Source organism: Faecalicatena contorta (assembly GCF_001404335.1).
GTDB lineage: Bacteria > Bacillota > Clostridia > Lachnospirales > Lachnospiraceae > Faecalicatena > Faecalicatena contortus_B.
In genome coordinates this window covers 53,690-69,344 of the sequence record NZ_CYZU01000013.1, presented here as the reverse complement: position 1 = coordinate 69,344, position 15,655 = coordinate 53,690, and the positions used below count along the sequence as shown (strand labels likewise).

Genomic DNA, 15,655 nt, shown 5'->3' with positions numbered 1-15,655 from the left:
ATCAGCTGGAAAGCCTGAGATCTTAAGATTATGCCAATGCAGCTTAAAACCAAACAATCCTGACGATACAGTGGAGGTACTGCCATGTACGAATTAAACCAAGCAGGCAAAAACAGTTATTATATCCAAAGCCCCGCAAAGATTGGGCTTTATAAGTTAAATGAGGCGGAGGTCTGCCTGATTGACAGTGGAAGCGATAAGGATGCTGGCCGAAAAGTCCGGCAGATTCTGGACAAGAACGGCTGGCGCCTGACTGCCGTCTATAATACCCATTCCAATGCAGATCACATTGGCGGCAATCAGTACCTGCAGGGACAGACTGGATGCATGATCTATGCTCCGGGAATCGAACGTGATTTTACAAATTCCCCTGTCCTTGAACCCGCATTTCTTTATGGTGGTTATCCGCCAAAGGACTTAAGGCACAAGTTTTTGATGGCAAAGCCCAGTCATGCAGAGTATCTGCGGAGAGAAAACCTGCCGGAAGGACTGAGCATAATTCCGCTGCCGGGACATTTCTTTGATATGGTGGGATTCAGGACATCCGATGACGTGGTTTATCTTGCAGACTGTCTGTCCAGCAGGGAGACGCTGGAGAAATATCAGATCGGGTTTATCTATGATGTTGCGGCTTATCTCGATACCCTGGAAAAGGTAAAAAGGATGGAGGCGTCGATGTTCGTCCCTGCGCACGCAGATGCAGTGGAGCAGATTGCGCCGCTGGCCCAGCTGAACATAGATAAGGTAAATGAAATCGCAGACAGGATTACAGAGATCTGTAAAGTGCCATGCTTATTTGAACAGGTGTTGCAAAAGCTGTTTTTGGGCTATGGACTTACTATGAACTTTGAGCAGTATGTGCTGGTTGGAAGCACAGTACGGTCGTATTTAGCCTGGCTAAAGGACGGGGGGCGGGTAGAAGTGCTCTTTGAAAACGGGCAGTTGTTGTGGAAATCATAGAGTTACTATACACGGCCTATAGGCCGTGAACAGTAACATCATAGATAAAATGGATTGTAAGGTTGATTGACATCCGGCAGGTAAAAGACTATGATAGTTTTATAAATCAGTGAAACAAATCAACCATATGCTGAAGTGTTTTGATCCTTTATTTTTCAGCTTTGCTGAAAACCTGCCAACAGGGTATGCGTTACGGTGTGCCCTTGTGCGTACTTCAGTATATAACTTAAGAAAGGAGACTTCCGATGTTTGAATGTGCATTTATCTATGTAGCAGAGGGCGTGAACGAAGAGATGAAAAAGGTAGTTATCCCATGTGCGGAGCTCAACTTGAATGTGGTCGGCGTTGAAAACTATGAGGAAGCAGAAATCGCGGCCAAAGAAATGGCGGCCAAGGGCTGTAAAGCAATTGAATTATGCGCAGGGTTTGGTTACGAAGGTGTTGCCAGAGTTAAAAAAGCGGTTGGCCCGGATATCGCGGTAGGAGCAGTAAAATTTGACTGCCATCCGGCTTTCGGATATAAAAGCGGTGACGAAATGTTTCAGTAGTTTTGACGACACGAAACTCCAGGGTAAAAGAAAGAGCGCTTTCAGCTTTGTGCTGAAGGCGCTTTGTGCGTAAGAGGCAGGCGGCATGGGTTTCGCAAGTTAATGCAATAGCCGCAAATAAAAAATAAACTCTTTTAAAGCCGGAGTAATCTCTTCGGCTTTATTTTTTATGCAGCAGACGGGAAGGTTCACTTTTGGAACCAAAGGAATTACGGCTATATTTTCACTGTGGAAGGTCTGAAAGTTTTTCTTTGGCAGCAGGCTGATACCGTCTCCGATCGAGATTGAGCTGATAATGGATTCAACCCTTCCGGTGCGCAGTATTTGAGGATTGATTTTGTTTTTATGGAACAGCCTGAGACAGAGCTGGTGAACGGTAGTGTAGGGATTCATCAGAATAAAGGACTCCTGGCTGCATTCCTGAATGGTAATTTCCTGCTTATCGGCAAGCGGGTGGCCGGAAGGCACTACAACGACCAGTTCGTCCTGTGCGACTTCCCAGGTACGGTGCAGTTTGGTATCGGCAAGGCCTTCTCTTGCGATAATCACATCGTATTTCCCCATTGCAAGACCTTCCAGAAGTTCATTTTCCTCCAGCTCGTCAAGATGAATCATAATATCCGGATGGAGCTTGGAAAATTCCCGGAATCGGGGGATAAACTGATACTGGTTCAGAATCGGCAGTATCCCGATGTGAAGTTTGAGCTGCTTGGATTGCTGATAGGTTCTCAGCTGTTTCATCAGCTGGTGGTACTGAGTGGCGAGCGGCAATGAATTTTTATAGAAAAACTGACCCGCATCCGTCAGATGTGCTGTTCTTTTACTTCTGTCAAAAAGCTGCACGTCCAATTCTTTTTCAAGCTTTATAATCTGTTTGGAAAGTGAAGATTGAGAGATATGTAAGGATTCTGCCGCGTCAAAGAAAGTTTTGTGTTTTACAATCTCAATAAAATAATCCAATTGTTCAAATGTCATATGATCTCTCCTTTGATTCATTCCATTCTGGAATGAATTATAACACAAGTTGAATTGATTCACCAGATAAATAGCATTAAAATGAAATCAATCTAAAAGCAATATAAAAGCAAAGGAGAGAATGAAATGGAGAAAAAAGTAGTGGATCTCAGAAGCGCGTTGGAATTGTTGAGGGAAATGCCCGGACAGTTGATTGAGACGGATGTACCTGTTGAGCCGATGGCAGAATTGTCAGGAGTATACCGTCATGTAGGAGCAGGCGGTACGGTAATGCGTCCGACAAAAGAAGGTCCTGCGATGATCTTTAATAACATTAAAGGCCATCCGGATGCACGGGTAGCGATCGGGGTTATGGCAAGCCGCAAGAGGGTGGCAGCACTGTTCGGATGCAAACCGGAAGAGGTTGGCAAGATGCTATACAAAAGCGTAGACAATCCGATTCCTCCGGTTCTTGTAAAAGATGCACCGTTATGCCAGCAGGTAGTACATAAAGCAGAAGATCCTGATTTTGATCTTTTTAAACTGGTTCCGGCTCCAACAAACACACCTGTAGATGCGGGTCCTTACATCACACTTGGTATGTGCTATGCAACTCATCCGGAGACTGGACTGAGTGATGTTACCATTCACCGCCTCTGCATTCAGGGAAAAGATGAACTCTCTATTTTCTTTACACCTGGTGCACGTCACATCGGCGCTATGGCAGAGCGTGCAGAAGAACTGGGACAGAAACTTCCGATCTCCATCAGTATAGGTGTAGATCCGGCCATTGAAATTGGTTCCTGCTTCGAGGCTCCTACAACACCAATGGGATATGACGAACTCGCAGTAGCCGGTGCACTGAGAGGAGAACCTGTAGAACTGTGCCAGTGCCTGACTGTAAATGAGAAAGCAATCGCTAACGCAGAATATGTAATTGAAGGCGAGATCCTTCCGAATGTACGTGTAAAGGAAGACCAGAACAGCCATACAGGCTATGCAATGCCTGAGTTCCCGGGATATACAGGACCGGCATGTGATCAGTGCTGGACAATCAAGGTAACAGCAGTGACTCATAGAGAGAAACCAATCATGCAGACCTGTATCGGACCAAGCGAAGAGCACGTATCTATGGCCGGCATTCCAACAGAAGCAAGTATCTACGGAATGGTAGAAAAAGCAATGCCTGGCAAACTCCAGAACGTGTACTGCGCATCTGCAGGCGGTGGAAAATATATGGCGGTAATGCAGTTTAAAAAGACCGTTGCAAGTGATGAAGGAAGACAGAGACAGGCAGCATTGGTTGCATTTACGGCATTTAGTGAATTGAAGCATATCTTCCTTGTAGATGAGGATGTGGACTGCTTTGATATCAATGATGTGCTCTGGGCCATGAACACCAGATTCCAGGGAGATGTAGATATTATTACCATCCCGGGCGTAAGATGCCATCCGCTGGATCCATCAAATGATCCTGCATGCTCACCGAGTATTAAAAACCGCGGAATCGCCTGCAAGACAATCTTTGACTGCACCGTGCCGTTTGACCAGAAAGAAAGATTTAAGAGAGCACAGTTTATGGACGTTGATCCAACACATTGGGTGAAAGACTGAGGATATAAGCTATGGAAAAGAAGAGGATTATAATAGGAGCCACAGGGGCAAGCGGACTTCCTATACTGCATACTTGCCTGGAATTAATTCGGGAAGCCGAAGATTACGAATCTTACCTGATCATGAGTGATTCGGCAAAAATAACGCTGAAGCAGGAGACTTCCTATACGGTGGAAGACATATGCCAAAGCGCGGATCATGTACTGAACATGACCGAGATCGGAGCCGCTCCTGCGAGTGGGTCCTTCCGTACAGAGGGGATGCTCATTGTACCCTGCAGTATGAAGACAATAGCCGGAATTCACGGCGGGTATGCAGATAATCTGATTCTTCGGGCAGCAGACGTAACAATAAAGGAGCAGAGGCCTCTGGTGCTGGCGGCAAGAGAGACCCCCTTAAGCCCGATCCATCTGAGAAATCTTTACGAACTTTCTATGATGCAGGGAGTCCGGATTATCCCGCCAATGATGACCTTCTATCACAGGCCGGAAAATATTGACGAGATGATCTATCACACTGCAGCAAAACTGGTAGAGCCATTTGGAATAGATGCCAGGAAATTTCGAAGATGGAATGGACTATAACATTATAACATTAAATTTTACAGAAATACAACAGGCTGTAATAAAATCGGTGCAGTCCTGCAAATTTGAGAGGAAGAGGAGTAAGTGACATGCCAATAGGAGTAATTATAAATGCATTGTCCGTCGTAATCGGCGGAGTATTAGGAACGGTACTGAGCAAGAAACTGTCAGCAGAATTCAAAGCACAGATTACGATGGTATTCGGAGTGTGTTCCATGGGAATGGGAATCAGCACCATCGGATTAATGGAAAATATGCCCGCTGTAATCTTTGCGATTGTAATCGGAACAGGGCTTGGACTTGTCATCCATCTTGGCGCCGGCATCAATAAAGGTGCAGCCGGTATGCAGAAGATGATCAGTAAGTTTGTAAAAGGTTCCAACAGCTCATTGCCGGAAGAAGAATTCATGAGTACCCTCATTACAATTATTGTACTGTTTTGTGCAAGTGGTACAGGTATCTATGGATCTATCGTGGCGGGAATGAGCGGAGACCACTCCATTCTGATCTCCAAATCAATCCTGGACTTATTTACAGCAGCTATTTTTGCATGCAATCTGGGTGCAGTGGTATCCCTGATCGCAGTGCCGCAGTTTATAATCTTCGCTTTACTGTTTTTCGGAGCAACCATCATCTTCCCGCTTACTACACCGGCGATGATTAATGACTTCAAGGCTTGCGGCGGATTTCTGATGCTGGCAACCGGTTTCCGCATGGTAAACATAAAGAAGTTCCCAACAGCAGATATGATACCCGCGATGATTATTGTAATGCCGTTGTCCTATCTGTGGGTGACGTATATAATGCCGCTTGTTTCTTAAATTACGGACTATTTAAAAACGCAGATATGGTAAGGGAACATAACAGTTAAGACCGGCCTGGACTGTACCGTAGGAAATAAAATAGATACATAGGAGTATGTAAGATGGAATGGATAATTATACTGTCATTTGCAACGTTAAAAATTCAAGTGAAACGGCTGGGAGAGGATTATTTTATCATCATGCAGGGCGGTGACAAGCCGCATATCGGATGTACGGTTCTCTCCATACCCAGACCCTCTCTGAGCGGAGATGGGAGCATCAGCGTTACATCCTCCACACTGAATGTGACGGGGCATAAAGACGACATTATCTGCCGCTATGTGGCGGAAGAGGTATGCCGGAAAAAGAATGCAGTAACGGTGTGCAGCGGTGGTTTTCACACAGACGGAATCACAGAAAAAGAGATTATAGAAGTACAGCAGACCGTGAAACAATTTGCAGCAGACCTGGAAATTCCCTAGTACATCGTAAAATAAGTAACTGCCTCATAAGCTGAGATAAATTTTCAAGAGTGCTGCTCTGCAAACGCAGGCGTAGTGTGGGCTACGCTGAGGCTTGTGGAGCAGTGCTATCGGAAATTTAGGTCGGCTTATGTGGCAGTTAATTATTATACGATGTACTAGTACATCAGTGTATTAATATTTCGGTAACAAGTGTCTGATACCTGCGTATACCGGATCGGCCATATAGTTACAGATTCAGAATAAATAAGCTCTCTTCGTAAATACTTTATAGGAATATGTTTTTAAAGCGAAACGTATCTGAAATCGTATTTTTGGAAGGGGGCTTTTTTATGTGGATCATTAACGGAAAAATCTATACCATGGCAGGGAAGGTATATGAAAATGGATATGTAAGAATCAAGGGGAAAATCATTGATGCAGTCGGACCCATGGAGCATGCGGTCGAAATAGGGCTGCCGGATCTGGGAGGCCTGAAGAAGGATGAAACTTCTTCCGGTAAGAGAAGTTTGTCTTCTTTATCCGGCGGGACCCGACGGACAATTTCGGATAAAGAGGGCGGGGGTACTGCAGAGGATGAATATGACGAAGCGGTACTGGATGTACATGGTGCATGGGTGCTTCCCGGTCTGATCGAGGCACACGCACACATAGGCCTGACGGAAGAGAAGAGCGGGACCATCGGGGATGACTGCAATGAGATGACGAATCCTGTCCTCCCGGCAATCCGTGGGCTGGATGCGGTGAATCCCATGGATCCGGCATTCCACGATGCGATCCAGGCGGGAATCACCTCAGTAATGGCCGGGCCCGGCAGCGCAAATGTCGTGGGCGGTCAGTTTGTATTTATGAAGACACATGGGCGCTGTGTGGATGAAATGATTGTCAAAAGCCCGGCGGCTATGAAGGTAGCATTCGGGGAAAACCCAAAGACAACCTATGGGGAACAGAATACATGTCCTTCTACAAGGATGGGAACAGCCTATATGCTGAGGAAAGCGCTGTTTGATGCCAGAAAGTATCTGGAAAAACGGGAGAGCGGCAATCTGGAGGAACAGGATTTTGATATGGAGCCGTGGATTCCCGTGCTGAAGAAGGAAATCCCCCTGAAGGCTCACGCACACAGGGTGGACGACATCTTTACCGCCATACGGATTGCAAAGGAGTTTGATGTGGATATCACCATAGATCATTGTACCGACGGGCATCTGATCGCGGAAGAGATCGCAGCGTCGGGATATCCGGTGATTGTAGGGACGGATCTGACTTCCCGATCCAAGGTAGAGGTAGAGTATATGAGTTTTAAGACGGCCGGGGTTCTCGCTGACGCGGGAGTGAAGATTGCGGTGACAACGGATCACCCGGTCGCTTTGATCCAATATCTCCCTATTTGTGCGGGGTACTCTGTAAAATACGGGCTGCCTATGGAAGAAGGGCTGAAAGCGCTGACCATAAATCCGGCGCAGATCTGCCGGACGGATGACCGCGTAGGCAGTCTTGAGCCAGGAAAGGATGCGGATATTGCGGTGTTTGACGGAAATCCTATGGAGGTATTTACGCAGACTTTATATACAATCGTGGATGGGGAGATTGTCTATGATAAGGAGAGCAGTTCCTGTCAGGGATAATCCGGATGATTCGAGGTGCCGCAGTGTTTCAGGCAGAGACGCCGGCCTGGTTACACAAAGTAATTTATCATAATTTTATAGGGCTGAATTCCGCTTAGATATAAAGGGAGTCAGTCCTTTTATCTGCTCAGAAATTCCTGTATATATTTCATACTAATGAAAGAATACACATCCCGGTCCAGTTGATCCTTAACACAGATTACTACATAGACGAAACAGCTTTTACAGGTTATAATGTGATTTATATCAAATTGATTATGGAGGAAAAAGAATATGGATGCGCTTTTGTTTGATATGGATGACACGCTGTACGATCACCTGGAACCCTTTGCTCTGGCATATGAGGATATGTTTGCAGGGACATACGCGATTTCCGTGGAGCATTTATTTTTTATAAGCAGAAAATACAGCGATAAAGCCTTTGAACGTCTGCAGTGCGGCGGGATTACCATGGATGAATTATGCATTTACAGAATACAGAAGGCCTTTCAGGAGCTTCATATAGAGATCCCGGCAGGGCAGGCCCGGGAGTTCCAGCGACGGTATGCCGGGTATCAGATGAAAGTCAGTATATCCGAAAAGATGAAGGGAATTCTGTCTTTTTGTAAGGAAAGAATTCCGATGGGAATCATAACAAATGGCACAGCCGACCACCAGAGGCCCAAAATAGAGCAGCTTGGTATCAGGCAATGGATTCCAGATCAGAACATCTTCATATCGGAAGAAATGGGAATGGACAAACCGGACAAGCGCATTTTCTGTAAAGCCTGTGAACGAATGGGTATTGCCCGGGAAAATGTGTGGTTTGTAGGGGACTCCTACGTTAACGATATAGAAGGCGCTCAAAACGCCGGTCTTCATACCATCTGGATCAGGCGCAGAAGCCACAATCAGCAGACCGGAAGTGTGAGCCCTGACCACTGCGTAAAGACTGAAGAGGAACTCTACATGTTATTGCAGAAGCTCCTCGCTGCAGGAAACTAACCCCCACGCCTCCTGCCAGCGTACAAAAAAAGCCTTCCGTCCCTGCATATCCAGTGCGGGAACAAAAGGCTCTGTTGCGAAAGCCATTAGAGCAAAATATACAGCACAAGAAGCAGTGCACTGGTAATCACAAAAGGCTTTTGAATTTTCTGAGCAATTCTATTCGCCTTCGGACTGGAAATCCAAAAAAGCGTCATATAAACAACCGAGCATATCAAAGCGGCGATCAATACCATAAATTTCAACATCATTTGTCCTCCCACAAGTATTACATACCGTTCTTATTATAAACAATTCAAAGCAAGAAAACTACTTCCATTTTATGTCAGACAAATTAATATTCCCAGCCTCGTTACTATTTACGGCCCAGGGGCCGCGCATAGTAACCCAGCCTCACAGACTTGGGCTGTTCTCCGGCCCGGCCTGTTCCGCATATCCAAAAGGTTGGAAATCACGCTGATAAATACAAGATTTTCAGGCTCTCGGATTTGTGGTAGAATGAAAGAAACAGTAAACTGACAAGGAGGCCATAGAAGGCGTACGAAAGGAGGAGCACATAATGAGTGACATAATGGAATTTGCAGACAGAAAAGAATTCAGGCAATGGCTTTCTGACCATTACCTGTCAAATGCCGGCGTTTGGCTTCTGTTTGGAAAAGCGGGAGGGCCGAAAACAATAAAGGCAAGCGAAGCGCTTGAAGAAGCCCTTTGCTTTGGCTGGATTGACGGACAGATGCAAAGCATTGATGACAAAACATACAAGAAATATTTTTCTTTACGCAGGAAGAACAGTAAATGGTCGGATAAGAACAAGGCGTTGGTTAAAAGCCTTGAAGAACAAGGACTTATGACCGATTGGGGCAGGAAGAAAATAGAGGAAGCGAAAGAGAACGGACAATGGGATGCTCCCAAATCCCCGACGGGGACAGAGGAACAGATCGCCTTTTTATCTGATTTGCTAAAAGTCTACGAGCCCGCTTATGCAAATTTTCAAGCAATGCCCTTATCAGTCAAGAAAACCTACACGCGGGCATATTTTGACGCAAAGACAGATGCCGGACGGGAAAAGAGAATCGCCTGGATGGTGGATAGGCTCAATAGAAATCTAAAACCGATGTAAAGGTTATGTACGCCTTCTTGGGTATAAGCCGCACTTGCATAACTGGGGAAACAGCAAAGCCAGCCGAGGCAGTTAACGAACAAGACGAACGGCTCTTTTTCTCAATACTTCCCCATCTTGTCCAGCACATCCAAAGCGATTTCGGCCGCCTTACTGCCGGATGCATTTTTTTCATTTTGAATCTGAACGGCGAAGAAAGACACATGGCCGTCCTGGCTGACAAATCCTGTAAACCATCCGTTTATTTCCTGACCGTCCACTGCTCCGGTCCCGGTTTTTCCATAAAGTGAGGCGTTGCCTTTGGATGCAAGATACATCGCATTTTTCACCGCATCTATATTTTCTGAATGAAATCCAAATTCATTGTAGTAGAATTTTTTCAAAAGAGATACTTGCTCAACGGGGGAGATTTTGAGTGATGATTCCATCCAGTAAGAGTCCGTCCCTCCGCTCACATCCTGATTGCCATATCCGATTCTTCGAAAATAGTCTTTCACCGCAGACTGACCGGCCTGTCGGTCGATCGATTGAAAATACCAGTTAACGGAGTTTCGCATAGCAGAATTCAGGTTCTGGTCTGTATTCCATGCGTCAAAAGGCCATTTGGTTCCATCCCAGCCCATATGTGTATGCCCGGGCGTGATGATCCCGGTTTCCAGCCCAAGGAGCGCATCGAATATTTTATACGTGGAGTTGGGAGAGACTCTGCGCGAAGCCATTTCCTGATTGTAAATCTGCCAGATATTTGTTTCGGTGTCAAACAATACAAAACTGCCATCATATCCCTGAAAATAGGATTCGAGATCTATATATTCTGTGGTTTCTCCGGTATTCTGGAAGGAATCATACTCCTGTACGCCGGCGTTGATAGATAAAATGGGAGAGAGGCCCAGCAAAACGACGGACGGAAGCAGGCATAGCAAAACCCCTTTGATTTTAGCGGATCTGGACTGAGGGCGGTAATCAGCGATGTGCAGAATTCTTCTTGTAATTTGTTTTTTGTTTCCTGCCATGGGGGCGGAATAGGAGGGGGGAGCACAAGTAAGTCTTGAGGCAAGGTTGATCAGGGTGATTCCATATTCTGTATACTCTTCTTTAGCGAGCATCTGCAGAACAGCGGCATCGCAAGCGATCTCCCGGTCACACTGCATTTTTTTCATCGCATACCAGACCAGGGGGTTAAACCAGTATACGAACTTTGAAAGATTTATAATATGATTTGCCAGGGCATCTCTGTGCCGGTGATGCTGTAACTCATGCAGAAGCATAAAACGCAGTTCTTTCCCGCTTATCGTGCCGCTGTGAAATTCTGAGACCAGATGAAGGGGAAGATATATGCGGGGGTGGATCAGACCTGTAGTAATCGGGGAACTCAGGTATGAAGTACTGTAGACTGGGAGCGCCTTTTTCAAATGCATTTCGTTTACACAGTTGTGATAAAGTGCGAGGATGTTTTTATTTTGGAGCAAAAGTGCAGAACGTTCCAACCGACAGAGGCGTAATCGGGAGCGAAGAAAATATAGAGCCATTGCCAGCATTCCGGCAAACCAGACGGCAGAGAGAGCTCCGGCAATAACAGCCCCCCTATTGTGGGAAACAGACATGGCGAAATCATTCATCCAACCTGCTGCGGTGGACACTGCATTTCCTGCATCGGCAGCATCAATGCGGCCCCCGGAAAGTTTAGAGGGGGAGCCGGATCCCAACAGGGAAAGGATCTGGCTGAACCCAATGGGAACCGGCGGCAGAAAGGGTACGGCAAATATTGCCTGCAGAAGAAACCAGAGGTTGTACTGCATGCGGGCTGAAATATGATTTTTGAGAAGCCGCTTCGCGGCGAACATGATACATATAAAGAGAGCGATAAAAAAGTTACAGATAAAAAATCGGATGCCAAAACCGGTCACATTACTTTCCTCCCTCTTTGGATTGTTCTGCGAGCAGGCTGCGCAGGGCTTCGATATCGGATTCGGTTAAGTTATCATGTTCCAGATAAGAAGATACCATGGCGGTAATATCCCCATGAAAGTAGCGCTCTAAAAAAGAAGTGCTTTTTTGGTTGATATACTCTTCTTCCATCACAAGCGGGCTATAGATAAATACCCTGCCCTTTTTTTCAAAAGAGAGTGCGCCTTTATTCACCAGGCGTTTCAGCAGAGTCTGTATTGTTTTGGGGCTCCAGGTGGTATGGGCTGTTAAATAGTCGGTCACTTCATTTGTACTGACCGGTGCACGTTTCCATACGACCTTCATTACTTCAAATTCTGCTTCTGAAATCTGAGGCAGTACCGTCATGTTTATTCCTCCATTAACTCTTACGTATGTAATATAAACATTATAATCTTCCGGGGGGGAGTCTGTCAAACAATGCAGAGACGGCAGGGGCGTATGCTTGCGGCTGCAGGGGTGAAGCAAAGGGGTCAGACCCCTCTGCAAAAGGGACGATCCCTGGTGAGGCAGTGTGTTTGTATGCCTGAGTTTGAATCGGGAGCCTTATCTTGCAAAAACGTAAGGTTAAGCCGTTTGATTGAAAGACTTATGCAAGGCTTTCACAAATTTACTGTGATAGAATAAAAGTGTATTTAGGCGCAAAGAGTTTTCTTTTATCAGACAGGAGGCCGGTCTATGATAAAGCAAAAGACAGTGGAGATACTGGGTAAATTAGTGACAGGGATTATATTATTATTCCTTGGGACTCTGTTTGTGGTGGTGGGAGTCTTCCTGGGATTTGCAGACAGTTTACTGCGAAAATTTGATAAATGCAGTTTGAAGAAATGAACTGTTTTATAAATAATAAATATTGGTAAGTCTTTCTGCCGGTGTTTACAAAATCACCTGAAACATACTATAATCAGGGCAGCGTTACATCTCCCTCCGGAAGATTGTAATTACCCCTGAAGCTAACGGAATAGGAGAGACGTGGAATGTTTAATCCGGAAAGGATCAGTAAAGGAGGCGGCAATATGGAATTCAGCCATGAGTTGATTGTGCCGAATGAAGATTTACCTTTTAAGGTATTTGTCTTTGAGGGCAGGGAAGGCAATTATTTCCGTGATAAGCACTGGCATCGTTCGGTGGAAATATTTGCGGTATTTGAAGGAGAGCTCTCTTTTTATATAAATGAGGAAAAGTATCCTCTCAGACCGGGGGAATTCATGCTGGTGAATTCCAATGAGATCCATTCCGTGGATTCTCCGGAGCCCAATATGACGGTTGTTGTACAGATTCCGCTGAAGGTTTTTGAGAAATACTATACAGGAGAGCAGTTCATCCGTTTTACCCATGATTCAAAATCCCAGGATGAGAGGGTGATGATCCTGATTTCTTCTATTTACCGGGCATATACCGAGAAAAAGTGCGGATATGACCTGAAAGTACAGGGGATGTTTTATGAGCTTTTGTACTTACTGGTAACCAGATACCGGGAGATGGAAGTGAGCCGGGAGATGGTAAGGAAAAACCGTAAACTGAACAGGCTGTCTGTCATTACGTCCTATGTGAAAGAGCATTACACGGAAGAGATTTCGCTGGAACGGCTGGCGGAGATCTTTGGCTATTCTCCTGCTTATCTCTCCAGGATGTTTCAAAAGTATGCGGGAATCAATTATCTGACCTATCTGCAGAGCATTCGGGTGGAATACGCATACCAGGAACTGGCAAATACGGAACGGACGATCAGTGAGATTGCGCTGGATCATGGATTTCCGAACAGCAAGGCTTTGGCCAAGGCGTTTCGCAAAAAGTACGGAATGCTGCCAAGCGAGTTTAGAAAAAAGACAAAAAAGTGCCATTGATTAGATAAATATTTGGTCGAAAAGTACAGAATATGCTGATAAAATTACCTCATAAGGATAAATATGAATAAATTTTTGTTTTTAGGAGGGATAATGATGGATATTCAAAAAGTAACGGATTCTTCGTTTGGCAAATACGGAAGAGTGCTGCAGGGCTATTCTATCTGCAGAATTCTGAAGGAGATGGAGCACACGCCTCTGCCGAAAGAAGTAATTTACGTAGCATCTGTAGAAGAGATGGAGGCCCTTCCGGAAGCGGAAGCCTTTAAAAACCGGGCATTTGGGGGACTCCCGATCGAAATCGGATACTGTAATGGAGATAATCATAAGCTGAACGGGCTGGAGTACCACCGTTCATCTGAGATTAATATTGCGGTGACCGATATGATTCTGCTGCTCGGTTCCCAGCAGGATGTGGGAACGGATTTTACGTATGATACTTCGAAGGTGGAGGCGTTTTATGTGCCTGCGGGAACGGTGGTGGAGATGTATGCGACCACGCTGCACTATGCGCCTTGTACCGCACAGCCGGGAGGATTCAGATGCGTTGTAATTCTGCCGGAGGGCACCAATACGGATCTGACATTCACTCCGGGCACCGAGGGCGAGGATTGTCTGATCACCGCGAAGAATAAGTGGCTGATCGCCCATGAGGATGCAAAGATCGAGGGTGCTTTTTGCGGACTGAAGGGCGACAATATTACGTTGGATTAAAAACAGACTGTACATATAGGCCGGAAGAACCGGGTTCATGCGGAGGGATCCTATAATATTCTGTTATTAAAGAAACGAATAAATTTATTTATAAAGAAAGGTAGGTACATGATTATGAATAACATGCCGGAATTGAAAATTGGAGTTGTAGCTGTCAGCAGGGATTGTTTCCCGGAGAGTTTGTCGGTAAGCAGGCGCGAGGCGCTGATGAAGGCTTATCACGAGAAATACGGGGAAGAGGGAATCTATGAGTGCCCGGTCTGTATCGTGGAGAGCGAGCTCCACATGGTACAGGCGCTGGAAGATGTGAAGAATGCCGGATGTAATGCACTTGTTGTTTATCTTGGGAACTTCGGGCCGGAGATTGCAGAGACATTGCTTGCAAAGCACTTTGACGGGCCGAAGATGTTTATTGCAGCGGCGGAGGAGCGCGGAGACAATCTTGTACAGGGGCGCGGGGATGCTTACTGCGGCATGCTTAATGCAAGCTACAACCTGAAACTGCGCAATATTAAAGCATATATCCCGGAATACCCGGTTGGCACAGCAGAAGAATGTGCTGATATGATTTATGAATTCAGGCCAATCGCGAGGGCTGTTGCAGCGCTCAATGATTTGAAGATTATCAGCTTTGGACCGCGTCCGCTTAATTTCCTTGCATGCAACGCACCGATTAAGCAGCTTTACAATCTGGGCGTTGAGATAGAAGAAAATTCTGAACTGGACTTATTTGAAGCATATAACAAACATGCAGGGGACGAGAGAATTCCGGCTATTGTAAAAGAGATGGAAGAAGAACTCGGTGCAGGGAACAAAAAGCCGGAGATCCTTGCAAAGTTAGCGCAGTATGAGATCACCCTGAAGGATTGGGTGGAGGAGCACAAAGGTTACAGAAAATATGTGGCAATTGCAGGCAAATGCTGGCCGGCGTTCCAGACACAGTTTGGCTTCGTTCCATGCTATGTAAACAGCCGTTTGACCGGACAGGGAATTCCGGTATCCTGTGAAGTCGACATTTATGGGGCTTTAAGTGAATTTATCGGAACCGTAGTAAGCGAAGATGTCGTTACCCTGCTGGATATCAACAATACAGTACCGGCAGATATGTACAAAGAGGAGATTGAGGGCAAATACAACTACACACACAAAGATACTTTTATGGGCTTCCACTGTGGAAATACCGCATCCAGCAAGCTTTCCTTCTGTGAGATGAAATACCAGATGATCATGGCAAGAGCGCTGCCGGAAGAAGTGACACAGGGAACGCTCGAAGGCGATATCGTACCGGGAGATATTACATTCTTCAGACTTCAGAGCACAGCGGACTGTAAGCTGCGCGCATACATAGCCCAGGGAGAAGTACTTCCTGTAGCAACCCGCTCCTTTGGGGCTATAGGCATCTTTGCAATTCCGGAGATGGGAAGGTTCTACCGCTATGTATTAATTGAGGGCAACTACCCGCATCATGGT

The 15,655-nt window shown here is 45.9% G+C and carries 17 protein-coding genes; 13 read left to right on the top strand and 4 right to left on the bottom strand.

Going from position 1 to position 15,655, the window contains the following annotated elements; translation table 11 throughout:
- Positions 1–84 precede the first annotated feature (84 nt).
- On the top strand, positions 85–960 hold the full coding sequence (locus ARB69_RS08740) for an MBL fold metallo-hydrolase (protein ID WP_050640809.1): 876 nt from the start codon (positions 85–87) through the stop codon (positions 958–960).
- 245 nt (positions 961–1,205) lie between these two features.
- Entirely contained in the window at positions 1,206–1,508 is a 303-nt protein-coding gene (locus ARB69_RS08735) for a DUF6506 family protein (RefSeq protein WP_050640808.1), read from the top strand.
- Between the two features lie 99 nt (positions 1,509–1,607).
- Here ARB69_RS08735 and ARB69_RS08730 read toward each other — a convergent pair whose 3' ends face one another.
- Entirely contained in the window at positions 1,608–2,483 is an 876-nt protein-coding gene (locus ARB69_RS08730) for a LysR family transcriptional regulator (protein WP_055152652.1), read from the bottom strand.
- 126 nt (positions 2,484–2,609) lie between these two features.
- Here ARB69_RS08730 and ARB69_RS08725 point away from each other — a divergent pair, with 126 nt between their 5' ends.
- The 6 genes from ARB69_RS08725 (at position 2,610) to ARB69_RS08700 (ending at position 8,557) form a co-directional block, all read left to right on the top strand.
- Positions 2,610–4,076, top strand: coding sequence for a UbiD family decarboxylase (locus ARB69_RS08725; protein ID WP_025655725.1), 1,467 nt, complete (start codon positions 2,610–2,612; stop codon positions 4,074–4,076).
- 11 nt (positions 4,077–4,087) lie between these two features.
- Entirely contained in the window at positions 4,088–4,660 is a 573-nt protein-coding gene (locus ARB69_RS08720) for a UbiX family flavin prenyltransferase (RefSeq protein WP_050640806.1), read from the top strand.
- Positions 4,661–4,749: 89 nt separating this feature from the next.
- Positions 4,750–5,481 (top strand): DUF554 domain-containing protein, encoded by a 732-nt coding sequence (locus tag ARB69_RS08715; RefSeq protein ID WP_050640805.1) that lies wholly within the window; start codon positions 4,750–4,752, stop codon positions 5,479–5,481.
- A 104-nt stretch (positions 5,482–5,585) separates the two neighbouring features.
- Positions 5,586–5,945: a hypothetical protein gene (locus tag ARB69_RS08710; protein WP_055152650.1), complete on the top strand. Its 360-nt coding sequence runs from the start codon at positions 5,586–5,588 to the stop codon at positions 5,943–5,945.
- Between the two features lie 332 nt (positions 5,946–6,277).
- The gene (locus ARB69_RS08705) at positions 6,278–7,573 is read left to right on the top strand and encodes an amidohydrolase (RefSeq protein WP_055152649.1); all 1,296 of its coding nucleotides are present in this window, start codon (positions 6,278–6,280) and stop codon (positions 7,571–7,573) included.
- Positions 7,574–7,846: 273 nt separating this feature from the next.
- Complete coding sequence (locus ARB69_RS08700; RefSeq protein ID WP_055152646.1) at positions 7,847–8,557, top strand: HAD family hydrolase; 711 nt, start codon at positions 7,847–7,849, stop codon at positions 8,555–8,557.
- Positions 8,558–8,643: 86 nt separating this feature from the next.
- On the opposite strand, the gene ARB69_RS26665 is transcribed toward ARB69_RS08700, so the two are convergent.
- Positions 8,644–8,808, bottom strand: coding sequence for a hypothetical protein (locus ARB69_RS26665; RefSeq protein WP_154253363.1), 165 nt, complete (start codon positions 8,806–8,808; stop codon positions 8,644–8,646).
- A 308-nt stretch (positions 8,809–9,116) separates the two neighbouring features.
- Between ARB69_RS26665 and ARB69_RS08695 the strand changes: the two genes are divergently transcribed.
- Positions 9,117–9,677 carry a YdeI/OmpD-associated family protein gene (locus ARB69_RS08695; protein WP_050640801.1) on the top strand — a complete coding sequence of 187 codons (561 nt, stop codon included), beginning with the start codon at positions 9,117–9,119 and terminating at the stop codon, positions 9,675–9,677.
- 101 nt (positions 9,678–9,778) lie between these two features.
- Here the strand turns inward: ARB69_RS08695 and ARB69_RS08690 are convergent, their stop codons facing one another.
- Entirely contained in the window at positions 9,779–11,584 is a 1,806-nt protein-coding gene (locus ARB69_RS08690; RefSeq protein ID WP_070102376.1) for a BlaR1 family beta-lactam sensor/signal transducer, read from the bottom strand.
- Between the two features lies 1 nt (position 11,585).
- Positions 11,586–11,972 (bottom strand): BlaI/MecI/CopY family transcriptional regulator, encoded by a 387-nt coding sequence (locus ARB69_RS08685; protein ID WP_055152644.1) that lies wholly within the window; start codon positions 11,970–11,972, stop codon positions 11,586–11,588.
- Between the two features lie 330 nt (positions 11,973–12,302).
- Here ARB69_RS08685 and ARB69_RS26660 point away from each other — a divergent pair, with 330 nt between their 5' ends.
- The 4 genes from ARB69_RS26660 to ARB69_RS08665 form a co-directional block, all read left to right on the top strand.
- Positions 12,303–12,455, top strand: a complete 153-nt coding sequence (locus ARB69_RS26660) for a hypothetical protein (protein ID WP_154253364.1) — start codon at positions 12,303–12,305, stop codon at positions 12,453–12,455.
- Positions 12,456–12,640: 185 nt separating this feature from the next.
- Positions 12,641–13,471 carry an AraC family transcriptional regulator gene (locus ARB69_RS08675; protein ID WP_050640893.1) on the top strand — a complete coding sequence of 277 codons (831 nt, stop codon included), beginning with the start codon at positions 12,641–12,643 and terminating at the stop codon, positions 13,469–13,471.
- 96 nt (positions 13,472–13,567) lie between these two features.
- Complete coding sequence (locus ARB69_RS08670; RefSeq protein WP_050640798.1) at positions 13,568–14,185, top strand: DUF4867 family protein; 618 nt, start codon at positions 13,568–13,570, stop codon at positions 14,183–14,185.
- 114 nt (positions 14,186–14,299) lie between these two features.
- Positions 14,300–15,655, top strand: a 1,356-nt coding sequence (locus tag ARB69_RS08665) for an L-fucose/L-arabinose isomerase family protein (RefSeq protein WP_055152708.1), incomplete at its 3' end; no start/stop codon positions are given.

Coding starts and splice junctions, on each gene's coding strand:
- ARB69_RS26665 (WP_154253363.1), bottom strand. CDS start 8,808: ATGATGTTGAAATTTATGGTATTGATCGCCGCTTTGATATGCTCGGTT.
- ARB69_RS08740 (WP_050640809.1), top strand. CDS start 85: ATGTACGAATTAAACCAAGCAGGCAAAAACAGTTATTATATCCAAAGC.
- ARB69_RS08695 (WP_050640801.1), top strand. CDS start 9,117: ATGAGTGACATAATGGAATTTGCAGACAGAAAAGAATTCAGGCAATGG.
- ARB69_RS08700 (WP_055152646.1), top strand. CDS start 7,847: ATGGATGCGCTTTTGTTTGATATGGATGACACGCTGTACGATCACCTG.
- ARB69_RS08715 (WP_050640805.1), top strand. CDS start 4,750: ATGCCAATAGGAGTAATTATAAATGCATTGTCCGTCGTAATCGGCGGA.
- ARB69_RS08705 (WP_055152649.1), top strand. CDS start 6,278: ATGTGGATCATTAACGGAAAAATCTATACCATGGCAGGGAAGGTATAT.
- ARB69_RS08710 (WP_055152650.1), top strand. CDS start 5,586: ATGGAATGGATAATTATACTGTCATTTGCAACGTTAAAAATTCAAGTG.
- ARB69_RS08670 (WP_050640798.1), top strand. CDS start 13,568: ATGGATATTCAAAAAGTAACGGATTCTTCGTTTGGCAAATACGGAAGA.
- ARB69_RS08685 (WP_055152644.1), bottom strand. CDS start 11,972: ATGACGGTACTGCCTCAGATTTCAGAAGCAGAATTTGAAGTAATGAAG.
- ARB69_RS08720 (WP_050640806.1), top strand. CDS start 4,088: ATGGAAAAGAAGAGGATTATAATAGGAGCCACAGGGGCAAGCGGACTT.
- ARB69_RS08675 (WP_050640893.1), top strand. CDS start 12,641: ATGGAATTCAGCCATGAGTTGATTGTGCCGAATGAAGATTTACCTTTT.
- ARB69_RS26660 (WP_154253364.1), top strand. CDS start 12,303: ATGATAAAGCAAAAGACAGTGGAGATACTGGGTAAATTAGTGACAGGG.
- ARB69_RS08725 (WP_025655725.1), top strand. CDS start 2,610: ATGGAGAAAAAAGTAGTGGATCTCAGAAGCGCGTTGGAATTGTTGAGG.
- ARB69_RS08730 (WP_055152652.1), bottom strand. CDS start 2,483: ATGACATTTGAACAATTGGATTATTTTATTGAGATTGTAAAACACAAA.
- ARB69_RS08735 (WP_050640808.1), top strand. CDS start 1,206: ATGTTTGAATGTGCATTTATCTATGTAGCAGAGGGCGTGAACGAAGAG.